This window comes from Acidobacteriota bacterium (assembly GCA_016716905.1).
GTDB lineage: Bacteria > Acidobacteriota > Vicinamibacteria > Vicinamibacterales > SCN-69-37 > SYFT01.
In genome coordinates, this window is the sequence record JADJUS010000003.1 from 412,840 (window position 1) to 436,861 (window position 24,022).

At 65.3% G+C, this 24,022-nt stretch carries 14 protein-coding genes; 9 read left to right on the plus strand and 5 right to left on the minus strand.

Going from position 1 to position 24,022, the window contains the following annotated elements; translation table 11 throughout:
* The first annotated feature begins 367 nt into the window (after nt 1-367).
* The 9 genes from IPL75_02075 to IPL75_02115 all read left to right on the plus strand — a co-directional run bounded on the left by IPL75_02075 (nt 368) and on the right by IPL75_02115 (nt 14,691).
* The gene (locus IPL75_02075; GenBank protein ID MBK9239055.1) at nt 368-2,293 is read left to right on the plus strand and encodes a carboxypeptidase regulatory-like domain-containing protein; all 1,926 of its coding nucleotides are present in this window, start codon (nt 368-370) and stop codon (nt 2,291-2,293) included.
* Entirely contained in the window at nt 2,290-4,263 is a 1,974-nt protein-coding gene (locus IPL75_02080) for a carboxypeptidase regulatory-like domain-containing protein (GenBank protein MBK9239056.1), read from the plus strand. The genes IPL75_02075 and IPL75_02080 overlap by 4 nt, the downstream gene beginning before the upstream one ends.
* 81 nt (nt 4,264-4,344) lie before the next feature.
* On the plus strand, nt 4,345-5,733 hold the full coding sequence (locus tag IPL75_02085) for a hypothetical protein (GenBank protein ID MBK9239057.1): 1,389 nt from the start codon (nt 4,345-4,347) through the stop codon (nt 5,731-5,733).
* 12 nt (nt 5,734-5,745) lie between these two features.
* Complete coding sequence (locus tag IPL75_02090; protein ID MBK9239058.1) at nt 5,746-6,738, plus strand: MoxR family ATPase; 993 nt, start codon at nt 5,746-5,748, stop codon at nt 6,736-6,738.
* A gap of 21 nt (nt 6,739-6,759) precedes the next feature.
* Complete coding sequence (locus tag IPL75_02095; GenBank protein MBK9239059.1) at nt 6,760-7,632, plus strand: DUF58 domain-containing protein; 873 nt, start codon at nt 6,760-6,762, stop codon at nt 7,630-7,632.
* On the plus strand, nt 7,629-9,419 hold the full coding sequence (locus tag IPL75_02100) for a BatA and WFA domain-containing protein (GenBank protein ID MBK9239060.1): 1,791 nt from the start codon (nt 7,629-7,631) through the stop codon (nt 9,417-9,419). Before IPL75_02095 ends, IPL75_02100 begins: the two co-directional genes overlap by 4 nt.
* A gap of 22 nt (nt 9,420-9,441) precedes the next feature.
* Nucleotides 9,442-12,000 (plus strand): VWA domain-containing protein, encoded by a 2,559-nt coding sequence (locus tag IPL75_02105; GenBank protein MBK9239061.1) that lies wholly within the window; start codon nt 9,442-9,444, stop codon nt 11,998-12,000.
* Nucleotides 12,001-12,070: 70 nt separating this feature from the next.
* On the plus strand, nt 12,071-13,630 hold the full coding sequence (locus tag IPL75_02110) for a glycosyltransferase family 39 protein (GenBank protein ID MBK9239062.1): 1,560 nt from the start codon (nt 12,071-12,073) through the stop codon (nt 13,628-13,630).
* Nucleotides 13,631-13,635: 5 nt separating this feature from the next.
* Entirely contained in the window at nt 13,636-14,691 is a 1,056-nt protein-coding gene (locus IPL75_02115; GenBank protein MBK9239063.1) for a PHP domain-containing protein, read from the plus strand.
* 17 nt (nt 14,692-14,708) lie between these two features.
* Here IPL75_02115 and IPL75_02120 read toward each other — a convergent pair whose 3' ends face one another.
* From IPL75_02120 to IPL75_02140, 5 genes are all read right to left on the minus strand, one after another.
* On the minus strand, nt 14,709-16,361 hold the full coding sequence (locus IPL75_02120; GenBank protein ID MBK9239064.1) for a M1 family metallopeptidase: 1,653 nt from the start codon (nt 16,359-16,361) through the stop codon (nt 14,709-14,711).
* 124 nt (nt 16,362-16,485) lie between these two features.
* Complete coding sequence (locus IPL75_02125; protein ID MBK9239065.1) at nt 16,486-17,238, minus strand: hypothetical protein; 753 nt, start codon at nt 17,236-17,238, stop codon at nt 16,486-16,488.
* Nucleotides 17,239-17,307: 69 nt separating this feature from the next.
* Nucleotides 17,308-20,640: a hypothetical protein gene (locus IPL75_02130; GenBank protein ID MBK9239066.1), complete on the minus strand. Its 3,333-nt coding sequence runs from the start codon at nt 20,638-20,640 to the stop codon at nt 17,308-17,310.
* 71 nt (nt 20,641-20,711) lie between these two features.
* The gene (locus IPL75_02135) at nt 20,712-23,078 is read right to left on the minus strand and encodes a glycyl radical protein (protein MBK9239067.1); all 2,367 of its coding nucleotides are present in this window, start codon (nt 23,076-23,078) and stop codon (nt 20,712-20,714) included.
* Nucleotides 23,075-23,947, minus strand: a complete 873-nt coding sequence (locus IPL75_02140; GenBank protein ID MBK9239068.1) for a glycyl-radical enzyme activating protein — start codon at nt 23,945-23,947, stop codon at nt 23,075-23,077. Before IPL75_02140 ends, IPL75_02135 begins: the two co-directional genes overlap by 4 nt.
* Nucleotides 23,948-24,022 lie beyond the last annotated feature (75 nt).

Consider the following 24,022-nt stretch of genomic DNA (forward strand, 5'->3'; position numbering starts at 1 on the left):
GTCGGCTGTAAAGAGAAGGTTAAGGTGTCGGCTGAAAATGGCGAAATGTCACAAATGACCGAAATGGCGAAATGCGGACAAACCAATGCGAACCATTGCAGGGAAGAATGGCCAAATGTCCTTGATGTCCAATGGTTGAATCTGCCTCTCCAAGGTCATTCACCCATTGCAGGCCTTCGACATTCGAACATTCTTCCCTGCAATGGTCCCATTCGGTTTGTCCGACATTTCGCCATTTCGGACATTTGTGACATTTCGCCATTACGGGCGACGCGCCGAGGGGCCGCATTTCCGTGTACATCAATCGTCCGCCGAACCCGCGCGCGTCGCCTCCACGGCCGTATAGTGCCTGTATGAGGAGGCCCTGATGCGGACCAGAGCGCGCGGAATCACGGCGGCACTGATGGTGGTGACCGGCGGCGCCGGGGCGTGGGCGGCTCAACGGGGCGCAGGCCCCGGTCCAGGCGGCGCCACCCAGGTCGCCCAAGTCACGGGGACCATCGTCGGCCGCGTTGTGGATGCCGGCACCGGTCAGCCCGTCGCCGAAGCGCAGGTCCAACTCGCGATTCGTGCAGCGGCCGCCACGGCGCCGGCCGCGCGTCTGCTCACCGGCCCCGACGGCCGATTCGTCGTCCGTGACGTGCCGATCGGGAACGGACAACTGACGGTCCTTGCGCCGGGATACATGAATGGGTCCTATGGCCAGGTCAGGCCGGGGGGGCCGCCGCTGCCCGTGGTCGTCACGGCGGAAAACCGCGTCCAGCAGGTGACGGTGCGCCTGTGGAAATATTCCGCGGTCTCGGGGACGATCACAGACGAAGCCAATGCGCCGGCAGTGAATATTGCCGTCCGGGCATTTCGACGCACGTTTGCGTCGGGACTGCCGCGCTACGCGCCGAGTGGTCTTGGCCGTACCGACGATCGAGGGGCCTATCGAATCTCTGGACTCGCGCCCGGCGACTATGTTGTGGCGGTGCAGCAGACGCAGACGACCATGCCGGTCGCCTCGATGAACGCGTTGGTGGACAGCATGCTCAACGGCTTGGGCGCGTCGGCCGCCGCCCTCGACCTGGCTGCCGCAGCTGTGATGCCTACGGGCGGCGCCGGTCTGCAGGTCGGTGACCAACTGGTCAGCGCCATGTCTGGTGCGCTGCCTGTCGTGAGTGGCGATGGGCGCATGGCCGCGTATCTCACGCAGTATTTTCCCGCGGCCGCGACCCCGGAAGACGCGACCACGGTGACGCTTGCGTCTGGCGACGACCGCAGTGGCGTGGATATCCGCATGCCCCTCGTGACCACAGCCGGGATCAGTGGCACGGTGATTGGGCCGGACGGGCCGCTGTCAGGCGTTCAGGTCCGTGTTGTGCCTGCCGGTGTGGTCAATGGAAATGACCTTCTGAGCGACGTGGCCCGGGGAGTGACCGGGGCCAATGGCGCCTTTCAGTTGTATGGCGTGCCCGCAGGCCCACACGTCATCAAGGTACTGCGCGTGCCCCGCCCGCCACTGCCGCCGGGCATGGCGAACAATCCGCAGATTCAGGCGCTTCTGGGTGGCAGCGGTGGTCCATCGACGCCGAGTGATGCGCTGACGTTGTTCGCAAACGTACCGGTTGCGGTTGAGCGAGATATCACTGGGTTGGTGCTCACGCTCTCCGTGGGTGCGTCGGTGTCGGGTCGTGTGGCGTTCGTCGGCACGGCGCCGGTACCGGCGCTGACAAATCTTCAGGTGATGCTGACGCCCGTCGGCGAGCAGGCGACTCGGCTGAGCCCCGGGCGGGTCGCTGAGGATGGCCGGTTCACTGTCGGCGGCTCCGCCCCTGGTCGGTACCTTCTCAGTGCCCAGGGTGCCCCGGCAGGCTGGTTCGTACGTTCCGCGATGGCCGATGGGCGTGATGCGCTCGAGAACCCGATCGACCTGGCGGCCGAAGACATTGCCGATGTCGTGATGACGTTCGTTGATCGTCAAACCACGTTGTCGGGGACAGTCACGGGGGCCAATGGCGCGCCGGCGGCCGCCACCGTGATCGTCTTCCCTGCGGCCCATCGGGAGTGGATCGCGCGCGGGATGGCGTCGCGGCTCACGCGAAACGTGCGCGCGCAGGCCAAGGGCACGTTCACTGTTACTGGCTTGCCCGCGCGTGACTATCTGGTCGTGGCCCTGGCCGATGAAGATGTGCCCGACGCGCAGGATCCGCGCGTGTACGAAGCGCTGGCCCGAGCGGCGACCTCGATCACCCTCTCGGAAGATGGGCCACGCACCGTGGTGCTCAAGATTGCGCAGGTGGTGCGATGAGCGCCCTCGGCCGGTGGCTCATCATGTTGTTGCTGATCGCGGTGGCTGGTGATGTGGACGTCCGCGTGGCCGGTCAAGCCCAGCGCGATCAACGCGTACCCGCGCGCGATCGCCCAGCGGATACTCCAGCAGGCACAGCGGTGATCGCGGGCGTGGTGGTCACACAGTCTGAACCGCAGCAGCCTGTGCGCCGCGTGAGCGTCATGCTGGCCTCGGGCCCTATCGTGATCCCGCGTACGGCGGTGACCGATGACGAAGGCCGATTTGAATTCACCGGTCTCGCCGCCGGTAACTACACACTGGTCGGCCAAAAACCGGCCTGGGTCACGTCCGTGTATGGCGCTCGAAGCGCGTCGGACACTCAGGGTATTCCCGTGGCGGTGACCGACGGACAACGAGTGGCCGGACTGCGGCTGCCGATGATGCGCGGTGCCGTGGTCGCCGGTGTGGTGCGCCTGGCAAGTGGACAACCGGCTCGTGATCTCGCCGTGCAGCTGCTGCAGGTCAGGACCCTGGACGGGCGCCGACAGACCACCACGGTGGCCGCGCCGGCGCCCACGAACGACCTCGGCGCGTACCGTGTTTTCGGCCTTCCACCCGGCGACTACGTGGTGCAGGCCCGATCGCAACCCAACATGGGCCAGGGGCCCGTGCTGCGTCAGGTCACGGAGGCCGAAGTGCGGTGGGGCGACCAGCAACTCGCCCAAGCCCAGGCGCTTACTGCGGCTGCTGCGGCAGTGGCCGATCCGCCACCGCCCGGGCCCGCTGTGACGTACACCTCGGTGTATTTTCCGGGCACCACCCTCGCGTCAGACGCGGCCGTGATTACACTGCGCCCGGGAGAAGAACGTCTCGGTGTGGACTTCTCCCTGTCGCTCGTACCCACCGCTCTGGTGACGGGCACGGTCAGGGGTCCGGGCGGCGAGCCGGCCGCCGGCGCCAGCGTCATCCTGGAACCGGACGGCGGGAGTGACGATTTGATCGGCATCCTGATGGGGGGCGGCCGGACAGCCACCCGGCCCGACGGCACATTTACGTTGACCGGCGTGACGCCGGGCCGGTACTCGCTGACCGTTCGGGGCACACCCCAGCGCGCAGGCGCGGCGCCGCAGTCGGCCGCCGACGCGCAGATGTCCCAGGCGATCGCCATGGCCACCGCGATGGCCGGCGCCATGGGTGGCGGCCGAGAGAATCCCGCGACGTTGTGGGCCGCCGAAGCCATCGACGTCAATGGCCAGGATCTCGGGCCATTGGAACTGGAACTGCGCGAAGGCCTGACCGTGACGGGCACTGTGATTGCCGAAGGGGGGGCAGTGCCGCCCGATGCGGCGGCGATCCGAATCACCGTCTCGCGGCCCTCCACCGGCGATAGGGCCACGGCGATGGTCTCGAGCGCGATGAGTGCCTCGGCCGGCGCTCCAAAGGAGGACGGCACATTTACCGTCCGGGGTTTAATGCCCGGCAGGTACCAGTTGGCCGTGTCGGGCAAGCCGATGCGCCTCAACGCCATGATCCCTGGCGTGGCTCCGGCGCAGCGCGGGTGGGTGGTGAAGTCGATTCAGTGGCGCGGTCAGGATCTGGCCGATTCCGGGATTGAACTGCAGGCCGACGTGCCGGTCACGGGTGTGGTTGTGACCCTGACAAATCGGCCGGCTGAACTCGGCGGTCGGGTACTCGACGCCGCCGGTCGCCCCACCGGCGCCTTTCCCATCGTCGTCTTTTCCGTGGACCGCGCGCGTTGGGGCGCTGGATCCAGGCGTGTGGCACAGGCGCAGCCGGCCTCCGACGGGAAGTTTCTGGTCGTGGGCCTGCCCGCCGGTGAGTATTTTCTGGCTGCGGTCACCCGATTGGAGCCCGGAGACCTTGCCGATCGGCAGTTTCTGGAGGACCTCACACCTCAGTCCCTCCGGATCACCATTGGTGATGGCGAGAAGAAGACTCAGGACCTGAAGCTGGCTTCAGGCGGTTGACGCCACAGAAAAGGCAGTTCGTCACTGCGTTTACGTAAATAATGGGATCTCGGATATCGTAAGCACCCTGAGAGATCTCGCATGACGCCACCAGGGCCGTCCGGCTCACCCGATCCGTCGCTGCGCGCAGCAGTTGCCACCATTGATCGCCTCAGGCGGTCGCGGGCCGCAGTGTCGGTGGTCTCACGATTTGCGCCGTATGTTGCCGGCATTGGCCTTGTGCTCGCCCTGGCCTCGCGCTGGTTCGGTTGGTCGTGGATGGTACCGGCCGCGTGGTTGGCCGTGGCCCTTGTCGCCCTCATTGCCGCCCTTGGCTGGGGCCGCCGTGATCTGGAAGTCTCCGACGCCGCCGCCACTGATATTGATACCCGCGCCGGGCTGGGCGGTGAACTGCACAGTGCCCATTGGTTTGCGGCGAATGAAGCGCCTCACGCGACCGGCGACGAAGAGCCGGGGCGGTGGGCCACGTTCCACCGCGGGAAGGCCGCCTCGCGCATTGCATCCACCGATTGGGCGAGTCTTTATCCCCCGGTTCGCGCCGCTCGTGAGTGGATGGCCAGTGCCGCCCTTGTGGCCGTGGCCGTCATTGCACTCGTCATCGGGCCACGCTCGAATGCCGCCATTCTGGCTGAGCAGGGCTTGACGTCAGCCGATGCCGCGTTGGCCGCTCGCGAAATGCTCCCGGAAGACATCCAGAAAAAAATCGACGAACTGCTGGCCGCCATCAAGAGTGGGGAGCTCAGTGCCGATGCCGCCCGCCTGAAGGTGGATGAAATTCGCGCGTTGCTCGACAAGCTCAACACGACCACGGCGGAAGAGGCCAAGCGACAGGCCGAGGCGGCCAAGGACGCCCAGCCCGGCGGCGAAAAGCCGAATGACGATGAGGGTGACAAGCTGACGAAGAAGGCCGAAGAACTGGCCGACAGCTCGGCCGGGCTACCCGAGGATGTGCGCTGGTCGATCGATGACCTGGCATCGCGGCTGGCGAATTCCGACGCGAGCAAGCGCGAAACGAATAAAGAGAACGCGGCCGCGTCCGAGAAGACCGGCGAAAAAGGTGCCGGGTCTGATGAGGCCGCCAAGGCCGAGATGGCCCAGGCCGCCGGCATGCAGATGGTGCGCGAGGCCGCAGCGGATGCCGCCGAGGGCCAGATGATGAACGGTGGCGGTGGTGCGATGGGTGGCGACTCGCGCCCGGGTGCCGGCGGCAACCAGGGCGGCAACGGCCTGGCCGAGATGGCCGCACTCAAGCAGGCGCTGCGCCAGGAAATGATTCAGGCGCAGGCGGATCTGCTGGGCCAGACCGTCGACACTGAAATCCGTCGCAAGACCGAACAGAGCCAGGCCAAGGTGGGGTTCACCCGCGTGGCCACGCCCACGTCATTCGACCGCAGCCGCGCGGCCTTGCCGCCTCCAGTTCCGGAGGCGCATCGGTCGCTCCTTCAGCGCTACTTCCTACGTCGTCAGTAACGAATACCGCCAATGCCTACATCTGTTGAACAACATATCGATCACTTTCAGGAACACTTCGTTAAAATCACGAAAGAAGTCGGGCGGCGCATCGTCGGCAACGAGGAACTGGTGGCCAACACGGTCACGAGCCTTCTGGCCGGCGGTCACGTGTTGCTCGAAGGGATTCCTGGCGTCGGCAAGACCAGCCTCGTGCACACGCTGGCCGACGTCCTGCACCTGAAGTTTTCCCGCATCCAGTTCACGCCCGACCTGATGCCGGCCGACATCGTCGGCACGAACATCGTGCAGGAACACGCGCACGGTGGAACGTTCTTCGACTTCCAGCCGGGGCCGATTTTTGCGAACGTGGTGCTGGCCGACGAAATCAACCGCGCCACGCCGAAGACGCAGTCGGCGTTGCTCGAAGCGATGCAGGAGATGAGCGTGTCGGTGGGCAAGACCACCTACAAACTCGACCAGCCGTTCCTGGTGCTCGCCACGCAGAACCCGCTGGAGATGGAGGGCACGTATCCGCTGCCCGAAGCCCAGCTTGACCGGTTCTTCTTCAAGCTCAAGGTGGTCTATCCCACCGAAGCGCACATGCACTTGATCATGGAGCGCACGACCCAGGCGACGACCGAGACCGTGGAGCGCGTGGTCAACGCCGAGCAGATCCTGCAGATGCGCCATGCGGCGCGCCTGGTGCCTGTGGCCCAGCCGGTGCAGGGATATGCCATCCGGTTGACGCTGGGCTCGCATCCGCACTCCCCGTACGCCACGCCGATGGTCAAGAAGTATGTGCGCTACGGCGCGAGCCCGCGGGCAGCGCAGGCCCTGATCCTCGGCGCCAAGATTCACGCGTTGACCCAGGGCAAGGCGTTTGTGTCGCCCGAGGATATTCGCGCCATCGCGCTGCCGGCCCTGCGGCACCGGTTGTTGCTCAATTTTGAAGGCGAGGCGGAACAGATCGACAGCGACGTGATGGTCAAGGAACTGCTGGCCGGCGTGTCCGTCGACGCCTGACCGGCCTTTTAAGCAAGCCCAGTGGCTCTCAGTTTCGATTCCGACTTCCTCAAGAAGCTCGAGTACCTGCACGTCGTCTCCAAGAAGGCGTTTGCAGGCCAGGCTCGGGCCGATCGTCTCGCGCCCAAACGCGGACGTGGGCTGGAGTTTGCCGACACGCGAGGGTATTCGGCCGGTGATGATTTCCGGCACATCGACTGGAAGGCGTACAAACGGCTGGGACGCCTGCTGCTGCGCCTGTTCGACGAAGAACAGGACCTGCCGATCTATCTGTTCATTGACGCCAGCCGGTCCATGGAAGCGACCGAGAAGTTTGATCAGGCGCGGCGCCTGGCGGCGGCGCTCTGTTACATCGGCCTGGCGCACCTCGACCGCGTCACGATCATGCCGTTTGATGAAACCGTGCGTGAGGAACGTACGGCCGGACAAGGCAAGGGCCGCATCTTCCGTGTGTTCGAACAGCTCGAACAGATGCAGACCGGCGGCAAGACCAACATGGCGGAGTCGTTCAAGTTGTTTGCCGCGCGCGGCCGCCGGCAGGGGCTGGCCGTGATCATCTCGGACTTCCTTGACCCTGGTGGTTACGAGAGCGCGCTGAAGGTGCTGCAAGCGCGCGGCCACGACGTGTATGTGGTGCAGATGGCCTCGAAAGCGGATCGGGATCCCGGTGCGTTGGGTGACGTGAAGTTTGTCGATACGGAGACCGAGGTCGTGCGCGACGTCGAAGTCACTCCGGCGTTGGCGGCCGCCTACACGAAGGCGTGGGAAGAGCACACCGAAGAACTGGCGCGGTTCTGCGGCCGGTACAACATCGGGTATGTGCGGGCCGACGCCGAACGGCCGGTGGAAGAAATCATCCTGCAGACCTTCCGGCAGGGACGGTTCGTCGCATGAGTTTTGGTGCAATGGCGGGATGGCAGGCCTGGGGCCTGCTGGCGCTCACGGCGGGCGTCCTGACGTGGCTCTTTTACATGAAGATTCGCGCGCCGCGGGTGCGCGTGCCGTCGCTGCTCCTGTGGGCCAAGGTTCTGGACGCGGAACGCGAAGTCACGCTGTGGGAGCGCATCCGGAAGACCGTGTCGTGGATCGTGATCATGGTCACCGGTGTGCTGCTGATGCTCGCCCTGACGCGACCGGCACCGAGTGTGGTGGCCGCAGGCGGCGGGCGCCGGCTCATCGTCATTGATTCCTCGTGGTCCATGGGCACCGAGATGCCGAGCGGCGGCACACGGTGGGACCGCGCGATTGCGCAGGCGCGCACACTGATTGCGGCGTCGGCAGGCGACGAAGTGGCATTGGCCACCACCGCCGATGGACTGATTGAAGGGCCGACCACCGACAGCGTGTTGCTGGAGGCGTCGCTCGACCGCATCGCGCCGGCAGGCGGTGAGAGCGGCGACTGGCCGCAACTCGCCGACGTGTCGGTCGTGCACTTCATTACGGACGGCACCATTCCGCGATCGACCGCCGATCTCGTGGCGTCTGGCGCCAGGGTTAACGTGGACCCGGTGTATGAAGCAGCCTCGAACGTGGCGATCACGGCGTTTGAGACACACGCGGGCAGTGGTCCCGATCAACAAGCGGAAGCCTACCTTGAGCTGGCGAATTACAGCGCTGCGGCGCAACCGGTGCGGCTGGTTGTAACGCGCGGGACCGCAAGTGTGGCTGACACATCAATCGAACTGGCGCCGGGTGAGGCTGTTCGGCAAATCGTCCCCCTCGGTCTCTCCGGGGATGCGCGAGTGCGCGCGCGTATTTCTGCGCGCGACAACGCGCTGGCGATTGATGACGAAGCGGTGGCATGGATCAGCGGCGCCGAACCACTGGCCGTGACGGTCGTGAGCGACGCGCCTGGCTTTCTGCAGGTGTTGTTTGAGCGCACTCCCGGTGTGAAGGCCACGTTCGTGGCGACGGGCGATTACGCGAAGCCCCGCACGGGCCCCGAACACGTCGTGATCTTTGACCACTGGGTGCCGGCTGAGGCGCCGGCAAAGCCCGCGCTGTTTGTATCGCCCGCCACCGACGGGTGGGTGGGCAAGGCGGTGACCGAGAAGTCGCCGATGTGGAGCACCGCGCTGGCGCATCCGGTGCTGCGCGGCGTCGATCCATCCACCGTGAGTCTTGAGCGCGCGCGCGCCGTGGAGTCGGATGCCTGGACGCCTGTGGCGCGGTCGGCCACTGGCACGCCGCTCGTGAGCGTGGCTGAAACCGCAGAACACCGCCGGGTCATGCTGGGGTTTGGTTTCTCGGAAAGCGAATCGAACATCGCCTTGCAGCCGGCGTTTCCCGTGCTGCTGGTGAACGCCATCGAGTGGCTCGGTCGGCCCTCGATGGGGGAGCAGGTGCGGCCGGGTGTGGTCAGTCTGGACGCCGTGGTGTCGCGCCTGACGTCACCCGACGGCAAGTTGGTGGAAGTCACGAGGTTTGGCGACGCGCATCTCGCGCGAATCACCGCGCCGGGGTTGTATCTGGCCGAAGGTGGCGGCATGCGGAGCGCGCTCGCTGTGAATGTGGGCGACCCGCAAGTGTCGAATGTTGGACGCACGTCGCTGGCGCCGGCGCAACTGGCGGGTGCGGCCGGCGACGCGTCGAATGCGCCGTGGTGGCCCGTGCTGATCGCCATCGCGTTTGTGTTTGGGTTGGTGGAGTGGTGGACGTGGCATCGCAGGATTACGGTGTGATGGCGGCGAAGGAGACCAGGTCATGTCGGTAATCTGGACCTCGCCAGCCGCGTTGTGGCTGCTCGCGCTCGTGCCCCTCGTGTGGGTTGCGGCCAGGTACTCGCGTACGAACTTCAATCCGCGCCAGCACCTGTTGCAGACGATTGTGCGCACGCTCGTGCTCGCCGCGTTGGCCATCGCGCTGGCCCGCCCGGTGTTTGAGGTGGGCTCATCGCGCCTCTCGGTGGTGTACCTCGTCGACGTCTCGTACAGTATTTCGTCGCGGTCGGTCACTGAAGCGGCGGCGAAGATCGCCGAACTCAACACATCACTTCAGCCGGACCATTCGCGGATTGTGGCGTTCGGACGACATGCGCGGGTGGTGACCGACGGCGCCGCGCTCGGCCAGTTGGTGTCGGCGGAACTGGCGAACGGCCAGGCCGAGTCTGCGGTGGATCGCAGTGCCAGCGACCTGGACGCGGCCCTTGCGGCCGCGCGCGCCGAACTGGCACCGGGGCACGTGCCCCGGCTCGTCCTGTTTTCTGATGGCCACGCCACCACAGGCGACGTGGCCAAAGCCGTGGCGCAACTGGCCGCCGCAGGCATTCCCGTGCACGTGTTTCCGATGGCGCCTCGCGAGCTTGGCGACACATGGGTCGAGGCCCTGCGACTCCCACTGCGCCTCGCTCCGGGTGGCCTGATCGCAGCGACTGTGGACGTCGGGTCGCAGCGCAACACCAGCGCGCTCGTGGAGATTCGCAACGGCGCCAAGGTGCTTGGCAGCAAGGCCGTCGCCCTGACGCCGGGCACCACGCCGGTGCCGGTGGAGATTTCGGTGGATGACGCCGGCGCGGTCTCGCTTGAAGCGCGGGTGACGTCTCCCGGCGATCCACTCGAGACGAACAACACTTTGACGCAGGCCGCATTGGTCGCACCCAGGCCCAAGGTGCTCTATGTGGAGGGGACGCTGGCGAGCTCCCGCTACCTGACCGCGGCCCTGGAGCAGTCGGGCTTCGACGTCGAAGTGCGGCCGGCTGCGGGCCTTCCTGCCAGTGTGGACGGGCTCACGCCTTTCGATGTGGTCGTGCTGAGCGACCTCGCGCGCTCGGTGCTGCCGGACTCGAAAGTTGCAGTGCTCTCGACGTGGGTGGAGGAGTTCGGCGGCGGCCTGCTCGTGGCCGGTGGCGAAGCCGTGTTCGGTGAAGACGGCTATCGCGAATCGCCTCTGGAACGACTGCTGCCGGTGACCTTCGAGCGCAAGGACGAGCCGGAAGTGGCGCTGATCATGGTGCTCGACAAGTCGTGGAGCATGGCCGGCACCAACATCGAGATGCTCCGCGTCTCGGCGCAGGCGGCTGTGGACGTCATGAAAGACGAACACACCCTCGGCATCGTCACATTCAACGACAGTCTGGACTGGACGCTGACGGCACGGCAGGTGGGGCCCAATCGCGAGGTCATTCGCAAGGCCATCGCCGGTATTGAACCGAGTGGCCACACGCTGATCTTCCCTGCGGTGGAACAGGGATATCTGGCGCTGCAGAAGCTCAAGGCGCGTGCGAAGCACGTGTTGCTGCTCTCCGACGGCCGGTCATACCCGGACGACTACGAAACGCTCATCAACAAGATGACGGCCGAGAAGATGACCGTCTCATCTGTCGCCATGGGCGCCGCCGCCGACCGGGAACTGCTGGCGAACATCGCCAAGTGGGGCAAGGGCCGAAACTACGCCGCCGACGACCCCAAGGACGTGCCGCAAATCTTCGTGAAAGAAGCGAAGGACGTCACGTCGCCTGGCTTCGACGAGAAGTTGCTCAAGCCGGTGGTGAAACACGTCGGCTTTCTTGACGGCATTGACTTCAGTCGCGCGCCGCAACTGCGCGGCCGCACCGCCACAGTCATCAAGGACACGGCGCTGGAACTCATCCAGACCGAAGAGGAAGACCCGCTGCTGGCCTACTGGCCGATTGGCGCCGGCCGTGCCGCGGTCTTCGCATCTGACGTGAAGGACCGATGGGCCGCCGACTGGCTCAAGTGGCGTGGCTACGGCCCCTTTTTCTCAGCGGTCGTCAGGGAACTGGCGGGGCAGCGCTTTGCGGCCTGGTCGATGGACCTGGACGTGTCGCCCGCGCGCGGCGTCTCCCGCAGTGTCACCGTCACCGTAGAGGCACGCGAACCCGATGGCCGCCCGCGCAACCTCCTGCGGCCCACCGTGCGCGTCGAAGCCGGCGGCCAACCGCGTGACCTCGTGGCGCGCCAGGTGGCTCCGGGTCGCTATGAAGCGCGCCTGACAACGGATGCGTCGGCTGAGGTATCCGCGACGCTCGTTGATGCAAGCGTGCCCGCGACAGAGGGCCTGTCGCGTCGCTTCGTACCCGATGCCGGCGCCGAGTACCGCTTCGGCGCACCAGACAATACGCTGCTCACCTCGCTGGCCTCGTCTACCGGCGGCACGGTGGCGCCAGATGGCGAGAAGCTCCGAAGCGCGGCCACCGACAGCAGTGCCGCCCGCCGCGCGGGCTGGCCCGGCCTGGTGCTCTTCGCCCTCATCGGTTGGGCCATCGACTTGCTGCTGCGCCGCATCCGCCTCTTCGAACGCTGACGCCTGTCGCCGGGTCTGAAGACCCGGCCTCCTTTCGGATGGACGCCGGAACTCCATCCGTGGTGAGGAGATGCTCTTCGGAGGCCGGGTCTTCAGACCCGGCGAATTCGCGCCCGTTCTGGTATCATCGCGCCCGCCGAATGATGGGCTGGGCCGGTTGACCGACAACGCGTGGTGGAAACTCTGGGTGGGCCTCGGTCTGGTCGCTGTTGTCGCGCACTCGACGACGCTGGTGTTGTCGCCGGTGTACTGGCTGGACGAAGCCCAGATCGTTGACTGGGGTCGCAGCCTCTTCTTCGAGCCCCACACGACGTGGTCGGTGAGTTGGTTGCCCGAGGGGCGACCTGCCGCCAACTACGGCTACCTTGGCCCAGCGCTTCAAGAAGCAGTGTTTCGATTGTCTGGGCTCCAGCCGTGGGCCCCAAGGCTCTCGTCGGTACTCGGCGGTGTCGCAGCGGCGACGATGCTGGTGGCATGGCTTCGGGCGCGTGGTTTGGGTGCGCCAGCCAGTGTCCTTGGCGGCGCACTGCTCCTTGTTGACCCAGCGTTTGTCCAGGCCTGTCGTGGTGGCCGCGTGGATGGGTGGGCCATCGCGTTCGCGCTGGGCGCCGCGTGGGCGCTCTGCCGCGTGCGTGGACCTGGGCGGCACTCAACCGCTTGGGCGGGTCTGGCTGGAGCGCTCGCCGCCACTGCGCCCTTTGTGTGGCCCACGGCGGCCGTCGGCCTCGTGGCCGTCGGCCTCGAATGGCTGCAATTGGTCCGCGCGCCACCGTTGGGTCGCGCCAGACGTATCAGGCTGACGGCAGCGGTCGTTGGCGCCGGCGTGGTGACAGCCACCGTCCTCGGCATGGTGTACGCAGGGCTGCACGGCAGCCCACTCGACCATTGGCGGGTTGCGCTCGGCATGCAGTTCACGTCTGGGGAAGGACTCGCACAGACGCCGGTTCAAATGCTGACACCTATCGGCGAATCGATCGTGCGAAGCCCGGGTCTCTGGCTGGCGGCCGGTCTGGCGGCCATGGTGCCGATGGGGCGCCCGTGGGTGGTGGTGGCCATCCTTTCCCTGGTTTTATTGGTCCCGACGCACTTGTACGTATTCCGCCTCGTCTACGTGCTTCCCATGCTCGCGGCGGCCGGAGCCATGTTCTACGACTGTCGCCAGTCCCTGATTGACCAAGGGCATCGTCGGCTGATCCCGATCGCAGTCGCCATTCTTCTCGCCTCGATCGGGTGGAGTGCGTTTGCCGCGATCGGGGGCCGCCAGGCGGTCGCATGGGCGGAACGGCACGATCGGGATCCGCGGGTGGTGTCTGAGATCGCCCAGCGCATCGGTCCCGGAGACCATGCCGTCCTTCTCTGGGCTCCCGCCTTCTACTATCCAGGCCGCCAGCTTGGATGGCGAATGTTCCGGCCTTTCAGACGTTCCGAGGCGCCCCCGGACCTGCTGGCGCAGATGGACTACGCCATCACCGGCCCCATCGTCGACGACACGGCGATGACCGCAGCGGGTCTGGTGCTCGAGCAGGAGTTCAAACCAGCCACTGCCACAGCCCGCTACGGACCGTTTCGGCTCTACAGGCGTGCGTCACGATCGCGTGATGTGCCTCGGATAGAATCCCCGCAGAGGTAATCCAGATGGCTCGGCGCCAATTCGGAGTATTCGACGGTGTGTGGCTCGCAATCGGCGCACTGGGTATTGCGGCCTTGCCGTACGTCGAGCGCGCGGCCGCAGGCGCCGCGCCGGATCCGGCATTTGAGCAGGCTATCCCTGGCAGCGCTCTCCGCTGGTACAAGGGCAACACGCACACCCATACCCTGAACAGTGATGGCGACAGTACGCCTGATGAAGTGGCGCGATGGTATCGGGAGCATGGCTACCATTTCCTGGTGCTGACCGATCACAACTTCCTGACGACCGTGGACGGGCTGAATGCCGTCCATGGCGCGAACGAGAAGTTCCTTGTCGTCAAAGGCGAGGAAGTCACGTCGTCGTTCCAGTCGAAGTCGGTGCACGTGAACGGCCTCAACGTCTCCTCCCAGGTTGAGCCCACCAGGAACGCGGCGTCGATCGTCGCCACCATCCAGGGCAATGTGGATGCGATCAGGAAGGCGGACGGTGTGCCTCACATCAACCATCCGAACTTCCAGTGGTCCATCACGCCCGAGGACCTTCGGCAGGTGAAGAACAATCGGCTGCTGGAGGTCTACAACGGACATCCGACGGTCCACAACGCAGGCGGCGGCGGAGTGCCCGGGCTTGAGCAGGCCTGGGACCAGTTGCTCTCGCAAGGCATCACCCTCTTTGGCATTGCGGTTGATGATGCGCATACGTTCAAGCAGCCGGGGAATCCTGACGTGGCGGGACCCGGTCGCGGTTGGGTGGCGGTGCGAGCGGCGCGATTGGAGCCGCGCACGCTGCTCGACGCCCTTGAGCGGGGCGACTTCTACGCGTCCACCGGCGTCGAACTCGCCGACGTCAAATCAAGCGCCACGGCCCTGACCGTCGAAGTGCGGCCGCGCGGGGACTTCAAATACCGCGTCCGGTTCATCGGGAAGGGCGGGCAGGTGCTGCACGAGTCGATCGAGCCCACCGCCACCTACACGTTCAAGGGCGGCGAAGGATACGTGCGCGCCACTGTGACGGACAGCGGTGGCCGCACCGCCTGGGTGCAGCCGGTGTTCGTGAAGTAACTGCTCCTCGTAGCGCGTCAGCGCTTGTCCACCAGCACGTAGTAGAGATCGGTCGCGACCTGGAAGTCGTCTTTCGCGACCGTTGTGGCCATCGTCTTCCACTCGGTCGTGGGGGAGACCACCTGCCACGCGTCGGCGCGGCCGACCTTCACCGGCATATTGAAGCCGGCTTCGTCGGCCTTCCATCGATAACGTACTGACCCTGGTGTGGTGGCGAAGTCGAGCTCCAGCGTGGGCAGGGCTGTGCGGCGCAGGTATTGATTGAATACCGGTGTCAGGTCTCGCTTCAGGCGCGCGTTGAAAAACGCCACGACATCTTCGGTCATGATGTTCGTGTACTTGTTCGCCTGGTAAAAATCGCGAATCAGCTTCCACCACACGGCGTCATCATTCACGACGCCACGCAGGGTGTGCAGGAACAGGGCACCCTTGAAGTACATGTCCTGGGGCGGCGAGCGGTGCAGGCCCCGCTCGGTGATGATGGGCGTGCGGTTCTGGATCTTGGTCTTGTAGGCGTTGGTGTACTTGAGTCCATCGGCCGCGCCAAACAGGCGCTCCACGTACAGGCACTCGAGATACGTCGTCCAGCCTTCCTGGATCCACATGTCAGAAACGTCCGCGGCCGAGACGGCGTTGCCGAACCACTCGTGTCCGCTCTCGTGGATGATGATGAAGTCAAACTTCGTGCTGATGCCGACGCCCGTCCAGTCGCGTTCGAGGTAGCCGTTGGCGAATCGGTTGCCATAGGTCACCGCGCTCTGGTGCTCCATGCCGGAGTAGGGGACCTCGATGAGCTTGAAGCCGTCTTTCGGAAACGGGTATTCGCCGAAGTAGTGTTCAAATGCCTCGAGCATCGGTTTCGTTTGCACGAACTGCGCGCGTGCCTTCGCCATGTTCTCGGGCAGCACCCAGTAGTCGAGCGTGAGGTCGCCCATCTTCTCGCCGAAGTGTTCGTAGGTGCCGATGTTGAGCGACACGTTGTAGGAGTTGATGGGGTAGTGGATACGCCAGTCCCAGCGCGTGTAACCGTCGCCAAGATCCTTCTTGCCCATGAACCGTCCGTTCGAAACGTCCACCAGCGGATTCGGGACCTCCACGCTGAGGTCCATCCCTTCCACTTCGTCGCGCCACTGGTCTTTGCTCGGCCACCAGATGCTGGACCCTTCACCTTCGCAGGCGGTGTTGATCCAATGGCGGCCCGCAGGGTCCTTGCGAAACGCAATGCCGCCGAACCTGCCGGTCTCGAGCGGCGTGCCTGAGTAGTGAAAGTCGATTTCGTACGTGCGGCCCTTGCGAAGCGTCTCGGGGAAGTTGATGAACACGGCGTTCAGCTCCCGGTCGACCACGAGCGGCGTGTTGCCCAGCAGCACTTTGTCCACGGCCAGATTGGCATAGAGATCCAGCCGAATCCTGGTGTCGTCGGCCAGCATCTTGAAGCGCACCCGGTTGCGGCCGCTGAGGAACTTCTTGTCCGGGTCCACACGCACCGTGAGCGCGTAGTGGAGCAGGTCGTTATTCGAGCGATACCGGTCGTAGCCGCCGCGCAACTCAGCCGTGCGCGCAGCCTGGAGGGCTTGCCCCGGTGTTTGTGGCGGGCGTTGCGCCTGAAACGCCGAGGCCGAAACGGTCAGTGACGAGATGGTGAGTAAGGTGCCGACGAGAGTGCGCATCGCGGGCAGCGTAACACGACGGGAAAAACGACCTCTGAGGTAGTTTCGTTGGGCAATCCTTGACGAAACTACCTCAGAGGTCGTTTTTGCCGGACTCTGGACTCTGGACTCTGGACCCTGGACTTCAGCGCAGCGTGACCGTCCCGCGCTGAACCTGCGCCTTCACGTTTCCTGACACGGACGGTGAGAGCCACACTTGCTCGTGCACCCGGTAGGCGCTGACACTCTGCGAGTCTGCCGCCCACTGGAGCGACCCGGCCTGATAGGCAAAGATGGCCGTGCCGTCAGTGGTTCTGCGCGTAGCGGTGCCACCGGCGGCGGGCCGTACGACCACGTTGTGGTTCTCGACCAAGGCTTCCCACCGGCCGTCGGGAGACGTGCGGGCGGGCGCGACAGGCGCGGGCGCGCCGGTCGCGCCGGCGGTCACCGCGCGCCGGCTCTGGCACTCGTAGTCCGTGGGCGGCACCAGATTCCAGTTCCACTTGATCTGCAGGTCGCACCGCCAGAGCCAGCCGTTGAGAATGAACTCGATGGCCATGGCGCCTTCCTGGATGTAGGCGTTGGCGCCGTCGTACTTCACCACGAACTCCGCGGCCGGGTCGGCCAGCGGCAACCCGTGCGGCGTGTATTCGTTGCCGGTCCGGATTCCCAGTTCGATGGCCAGCCGCTGATGATCGAACAGCGGCTCCTTCACGCCATGCAGCGCGTCCACGTTGAGCCACAAGTGCCCGGCCGGGATGGTCTTGCGAAACCAGAACTGATCGGGCTTGGTCCACACCAGGCCGCTGACAGGCGGAAGCTCCTGGCGAATGGTGGCGCCATTCCCAGGCGCCACCACCAACCACATCAAAACCCCCGCCAGTGCCATTCTCATCATTGATCTCTGGACCCTGGACTCTGGACCCACCTCCGCCAAGGCTACGGCGGGCAAGCCCTGGACCCTGGACTACTTCACTTTGTCGCTGATTGGCGCAATCTTCCCCGCGTGGGTCTTGTTGAACGCCTCCACGGCACGCATCAACTGGTCGAAGTCTGTCCGGGCCGCTGCCATCTCGCGCAGGCGGTCTTCGTAGACGCTCAACTGCGCGTTGGTCGGCCGATATCCGGCGCCGCCCGCCACGTCGCTCGCGCCGCCGCCCACTTCACCCAGCAGCCACACCAGATTGAGATACAGCTTGTACTTCTCCACATACCACTTGTCGTCGCTGTGCATTTCGGTGCGAGACAAGTAGTGCAACTCCGAGTTGTACATCCGCTCGGCGATGCCCGCGAGCGCGGTGTCGAGTGTCTTGTCCGCGGCATGCACCTTCCGAAGGTCTTCCACCTGCGCCCGCATGATCTCGATGCGGTTGATCTTGTCCGTCACCTCGGTCATCGTCGTCACGATGTCGTTCTGAAGCGCGGCGCTGGCAGCAAGGTCTGCGTCGCTTGACGGCAGCAACACGTCCTTGATGACTTCAAAGGGCTGCGTCTGCTGCTGGCCGTTGTAGGTCATCCGCACGGAGTACTTGCCGGGAGCCGCGCGTGGCTGCCAACGCTGCGAACCGATGCCCCAGTGCGTGACGGGCCGCTCACGTGTGGTCCAGCGGCCGGCTTCCCAGATATACGGGTTGTCCGGCGGGATCGAGCGCAGCACCGGCTGGGTGGCAGAAGGGTAGAGGAGATTCCAGGACGTCCGGTTCAGGCCGGCGCGCCCCACCACTTCGTTTTTGCTGATGACCTTGCCGTCCGCACCCAGTACTTCGACAGTGATGGGAGTGGTCGGTGCAGCTGACATCGAGAACACAAAGTCCGCGGAGCCACCGGCGGCCGTGCGCGTCGCTGGTCTGGGCGCCAATAACTTCAGGGCGCCTTGCGCGGGCGTCGGGTCGTCCTGTTCCAGTTGCCAAACGTCACGCAGAATCCAGAAGCCCCGGCCGTAGGTGGCCACCACCACTTCCGCGGCGTTCTTCGGGACTTCAATCCAGTTCACCGGCACCGCGGGGAGCTTGTCCTTGAACTGCGTCCACGTTTTGCCGTCATCGCGCGAATAGAAGAAGCCGTGCCCGGTGCCCGCGAAGATCATGCCCTTGCGATGCGGGTTCTCCGCAATCGACAGCGCATAGTCCAGTGGATGCCCCTTCGGCATGCCTGCGTCCAGGCGCGTCCACGTCTGGCCGAAGTCCGTGGTCTTGAAGAAATACGGATCGCGGTTATCCACCAGGTGGTAGTCCACCGCCATGTAGGCCGTGCCGGGATCGAAGTGCGAGGAGTCGATGCGGCGCACCAGGCCCCATGGCGGCATGTTCACGTTTTTCGTGAGGTCGTTCCACGACTTGCCCGCATCGCGGGAAATCCAGACCTTGCCGTCGTTCGTGCCCACCCACACCACACCCTGTTGGGTGCGTGACGGCGCAATGGCGGCGATGGTCGCGCCGTAGAACTGTCCGAGGTTGTCGCCGACCACGCCGCCTGAGAAACGAATGCGGCTCGGGTCGCCGGTAGACAGATCCTGACTGATCTGTTCCCACGACTGTCCGCGATCACGCGTGCGGAACAACACCTGGCAGCCGAAGTAGACCGAGTTGTCGAACCAGTCGATGGCCAGTGGCGGCGACCACTGGCAGCGGTACTTCAAACCGACCGGATCCGAATCGAGCGTGTGCATCCACGGGCTCACCGACCGGCGCAGGCCCGACACTTCGTCGAACGTGGCCACGTGAGCGGCGTAGCAAGTGCCCCACACGAAGCGGTGATTGCCGGGCTCGGGGTACGTGTAGCCGGATTCACACGACGGCATCGATTCCTGCTCGGGGCCTGCCGGTGCGCCACCACCGCGTCCGCCACCTCCGCCGCCACCACCACGACCCGCACCGCGGCCGCCCGCAGGAGCCGCGCCCGCCGGTGGCGGGGGAGGCGCATACGACGGCACATTCGCCGGCACGATCGGACGGTTGCTCGCCACTCGCATGCTGCCGTCGTCCTGCCGTGACGAATAGATCCAGTAGGGGTAGCGCTGGTCGATGGTCGCGCGATACATCTGGCCGATGGGCAGAGACACGCTCGTGTTGCCCGTCGGATTCACCGGCGATCCGTAGATGCCCATGCCGCCGTCACCCGTCACGATGTAGTGGCCCGGCATCGAAGCCGTGGTGTCCCACCAGATGTCGTGGCAGTCGCCGCACCCGCCACCGCCGCCCACCCAGATCTTGCCGCCGTCGCGCGAACGCCACAGGGTGCTGTTGGCGATGAGCACGTGGTCGGGGTCATCAGGCGACACGCGAATGCGGATGTAATAGCCGGCGCGCCCGATGAGGCGGCGATCCCAGCTGACATTGGCCCACGTGCGGCCCGCGTCTTCCGATCGCCAGAGCGAACCCTGCGCTTCGGACTTGAGGCCCTTCACGCCGTCGGCGCCGGTCTGGATCAGCGCATACATCCGGTTGCCGTTTGAAGGGGCGATCGCCACGTCCGTCTTGCCATACGGCGACTTCGGCAGGCCGGGGTGCGTCACTTTCGCGAACGTCTTGCCGCCATCACGCGATGTGTAGATGCCGCTGCCCATGCCGCCGCTCTCAAGAATGTGCGTCTGCAGGTAAATCTCCCACGTGCCCGCGATGACCACGTTCGGGTCCTGCTGCGAGAGCTGCAGTCCCGAGCAGCCCGTGTCTTCGTTCACGAACAGCGTGTGCTGCCACGTCTTGCCGCCATCTTCCGTCCGGAACACGCCGCGTTCCTTCTGCGGGCCCGTAGCCCGTCCAAGCGCACACACCATCACGATGTTCTCGTTGGTGGGATGCACGATGAGGGTGCCGATGCGGCCGGTGTTGACCAGGCCCATGTTCGTCCAGGTCTCGCCGGCGTCGGTGGACTTGTAGACGCCGTCGCCCATCATGTCCATATCGCGCACGGTCCAACCCTCGCCGGTGCCTGCCCAGACGATGTTGGGGTTGCTTGGTGCGACGGCCAGTGCGCCGATGGCCTGCGAGGTCTGGCCGTCGAAGGTTGGCTTCCAGGTGGCGCCGCCATCCGAGCTCTTCCAAACGCCGCCCGACGCCGCTCCGGCGTAGTAGACGCCCGGCTTGCCCGCAACGGCCGCGGCCGCCGAGATGCGGCCGGCGCTTGACGGGCCGGCGTACTCAAAGCGGGGAGGCCCGACGGGCTGAGTGGGCTGCGGACCCGTGGGGGGAGCCGCGCCTCCACCGCGCTGGGCGACTGCAATACCGGGAATGAGCACAAGAGCAGCGAGCAATAAAGTGCTGGCGCCGCGACGGATGTGGCGAAGAGTGTCTGCTGGCATGGCGAAAACTACCACGTGGTGCGCCGGGTCGCAATACTGACGCAGGGTAAGTGGCCCATTGGCCCACTACCTCATTGGCCCATTGAAGTGTGCTCCGTGCGCCGAATGATCTCGTCCTGCAGCGCGTCCGAGAGATCGCAGAAGTAGTCGCTGTAGCCAGCCACGCGCACAATCAGGTCCCGGTGCGCGGCCGGGTGTGCCCGGGCTTCGCGGAGCGTGTCGGCGGAGACCACGTTGAACTGCACGTGGTGTCCATCCATCTTGAAGTAGGACCGTACCAGGCTGTGCAGGCTGTTGATGCCGGGGTCGCCCGCCAGCAGCTCTGGCGTGAATTTCATATTGAGCAGCGTGCCGCCCGTTTTGATGTGGTCCATCTTCGCAGCCGACCGCAGCACGGCTGTGGGGCCGTTGCGGTCCGCGCCCTGGACAGGGCTGATGCCTTCTGACACCGGCTGTCCGGCGCCGCGGCCGTCGGGCGACGCCAGGCAGACCTCCCCGAAGTACACGTGGCAGGTGGTGGGCAGCATCTCCAGGCGGTAGGCCCCGCCCTTGGTGTTCGGCCGCCCGTCAATGGCCTCAAAGAGCAAATTAAACGCCCGTCGCATCAGCGCGTCCGCATACTCGTCGTCGTTCCCGTACTTGTGGGTCTTGTGGATCAGGCGCTGCTGGAGCGGCGCATGGCCGGTGAAGTTCGCGTCGAGCACTTTCACCAGGCGGGGCAGTGGCCACTCACCGTTGTCGTAGACGAGCTCCTTCATGGCAGACAAGCTGTCTGTGAGGCTGCCGATACCAACGGCCTGGATGAACGTGTTGTTGTAGCGGGCGCCGCCGTCGTTGTAGTCGCGGCCGCGTGTGATGCAGTCGTCGGTGATCACTGACAGGAAGGTGTGCGGCATCCGGGTGGCGAAGAGACGCTCGATGAGTTGGTTGCCGCGGATCTTGATCTCGAGGACGTGACGGACCTGGGCCTCGAACGCGTCGAAGAGATCATCGATCGACATGAAGCCGGCGGGGTCGCCGGTCCGCGCGCCGACAAACGTGCCGGTTCGCGCATCGAAGCCGTCGTGCAGCGCGAACTCAAGCATCTTCATCAGGTTGAAGTAGCCCGTCAGGATGTAGGCTTCCTTGCCGAACGCGCCCACTTCCACGCACCCCGAGCAGCCACCCTCTCGTGCGTCTTCAGGCGTTTTGCCCTGGCGGAGCTGTTCTTCCACCACCGCGTCGGCATTAAACAGCGAGGGGAAGCCGTACCCATGCCGAATGACCTTGAGGGCGTGCTTGACGATGATGTCGGGTGTTTTGCGGGAGACCTGGACGTTGCTGCTGGGCTGCAGGAGGTGCATTTCTTCAATGACCTCAAGCAGCAGGTGGGTCACGTCATTCGAGCCGTCGCTGCCGTCAGGGAGGAGGCCGGCCAGATTGATGTTGGCAAAGTCGGTGTACGTGCCGCTTTCAGCGGCTGTGACGCCCACTTTGGGCGGCGCAGTGTGGTTGTTGAACTTGATGAAGAAGCACTCCAGCAGTTCCTTGGCCAGGTCGCGGGTCAACGTGCCGTCGGCCAGACCCTGCTGGTAAAACGGCCAGAGGTGCTGGTCGAGATGGCCGGGGCTGAATGCGTCCCATCCGTTGAGCTCGGTAATGACGGCGAGATGGTGAAACCAGTAGGCCTGGAGCGCCTCGTGAAACGTGCGGGGCGGGTGAGCCGGCACATGACGGCAGATGGCCGCGATGCTCTCGAGTTCGCGGCGGCGTTGCGGATCGGCGGCACGGCCGGCTTCGGCCTCCGCGAGTTCGGCGTGCCGCTCGGCGAAGCGCATGACCGCATCACACGCCACGCTCATGGCGCGCAGCTGCTCGCGCTTGTCGAAGGCCTCGTTGTCGCGCTCGAAGTCCAGAAGCGCGACGGCGCAATCGATGTCGGCCTTGAAGTCGAGCAACCCCTTCCGGTACAGCTTGCCGTCGCCCACGGTGTGGCCGGGCGCGCGTTGCTCCATGAACTCCGTGAAGCAGCCGGCCGCGTACGCGTCGTGCCACTCGGGTGGGAGTGCCTCGAACATCTGCTCGCGCAGTGAGCGCCCCTGCCAGTACGGGATCACATCGCGTTCGTATTCACTGATGACGGCCGGGTCAACCTTGTAACTCGTTTTGGGCCGCGTATCCAAAATGCGAAGGTCCTCGGCGCTGTGGCAGGTGAGCTCCGGGAACGTGGGCACCGCTTTGGGCGCCGGCCCCCGCTCGCCGACGATCAGTTCGCCGTCACCCATCCAGAGGGTTTTCTGGTCGCAGATGGCGTGGAAGTTCAGGGCGCGCATCACCGGCGTGCTGTGCCGTCCCAGATGCTCGCGGTAAAACGCGGTCGTGATGCGCGCGCGCTCGCTGCTGATGGACGGGACCGCATCAAGGCTGTCACGGCGCAGGCGTTCGGTGCGGGCTGTCATGTGTAACCTCCAATGGTGGTGGCGAGTCCGCGTTCCCGGAAGAACGCCGCAGACAGTTCGAGTTGTTGCGGACTGGGAGCCGTGGTGTCGGGCAGCGGACAGGTCAGCCCCACGCGCGCGAACTTGGCGGCGCCCGTCGCATGGTACGGCAGCAGGTCGACGCGTGTGACGCCGGCCAGGCCGGCCACGAATCGCGCCGTCTCCTCAAGATTGCCGGCATCGTCGTTGACGCCCGGAACGATTGGGATTCGGACCCAGATGTTGGGGTGCACGGCGGCGAGTGACCGCAGATTGTCGAGGATGCGATCGTTTGGCACGCCGGTGGCGGCCTTGTGCCGCGCGCTGTCCATCAACTTCAGGTCGAAGAGCACCAGGCTGGCGAATTCCGCGGCGTCAGCGAGGTCGTGCCAGTGTGTGAATCCGCAGGTGTCGAGCGCCGTGTGCACACCTTCAGCGCGAAGCTGGCTCAGGCACTCGATGACAAAGGCCGCCTGGGCCAGGGGTTCGCCGCCTGAAAACGTGACGCCCCCGCCCGACTCGTCGAAGAACATCCGGTCGTGAAGGAGTTCCTCCACCAGGGCCTCCGGAGTGACGAGACGGCCGACCGCCTGCAGGGCGCCCGTGGGGCACAACGCCACGTCCCGCTCATCCCGCCCGGTGACGATGGGCGAGGCGAGTTCCTCTTCGCTGCACCGCTCGCACCGCATGCACCGCCCGGTCAGGCGGATGAACTCGAGATGGGTCGATTGGCTCTCGGGGTTGTGGCACCACGCGCAATGGAGGGGGCACCCCTTCATGAACACCGTGCTGCGCAGTCCCGGCCCGTCGTGGAGGGAGAAGCGCTGCACGTTGAAGATGAGACCCGGCATGGTCCCTGATACAGGATGCAAGCCTGCGGCCATTCGCGGAGAGCCACGGGAACTGGCCTCGAGCCTCAGTTCGGC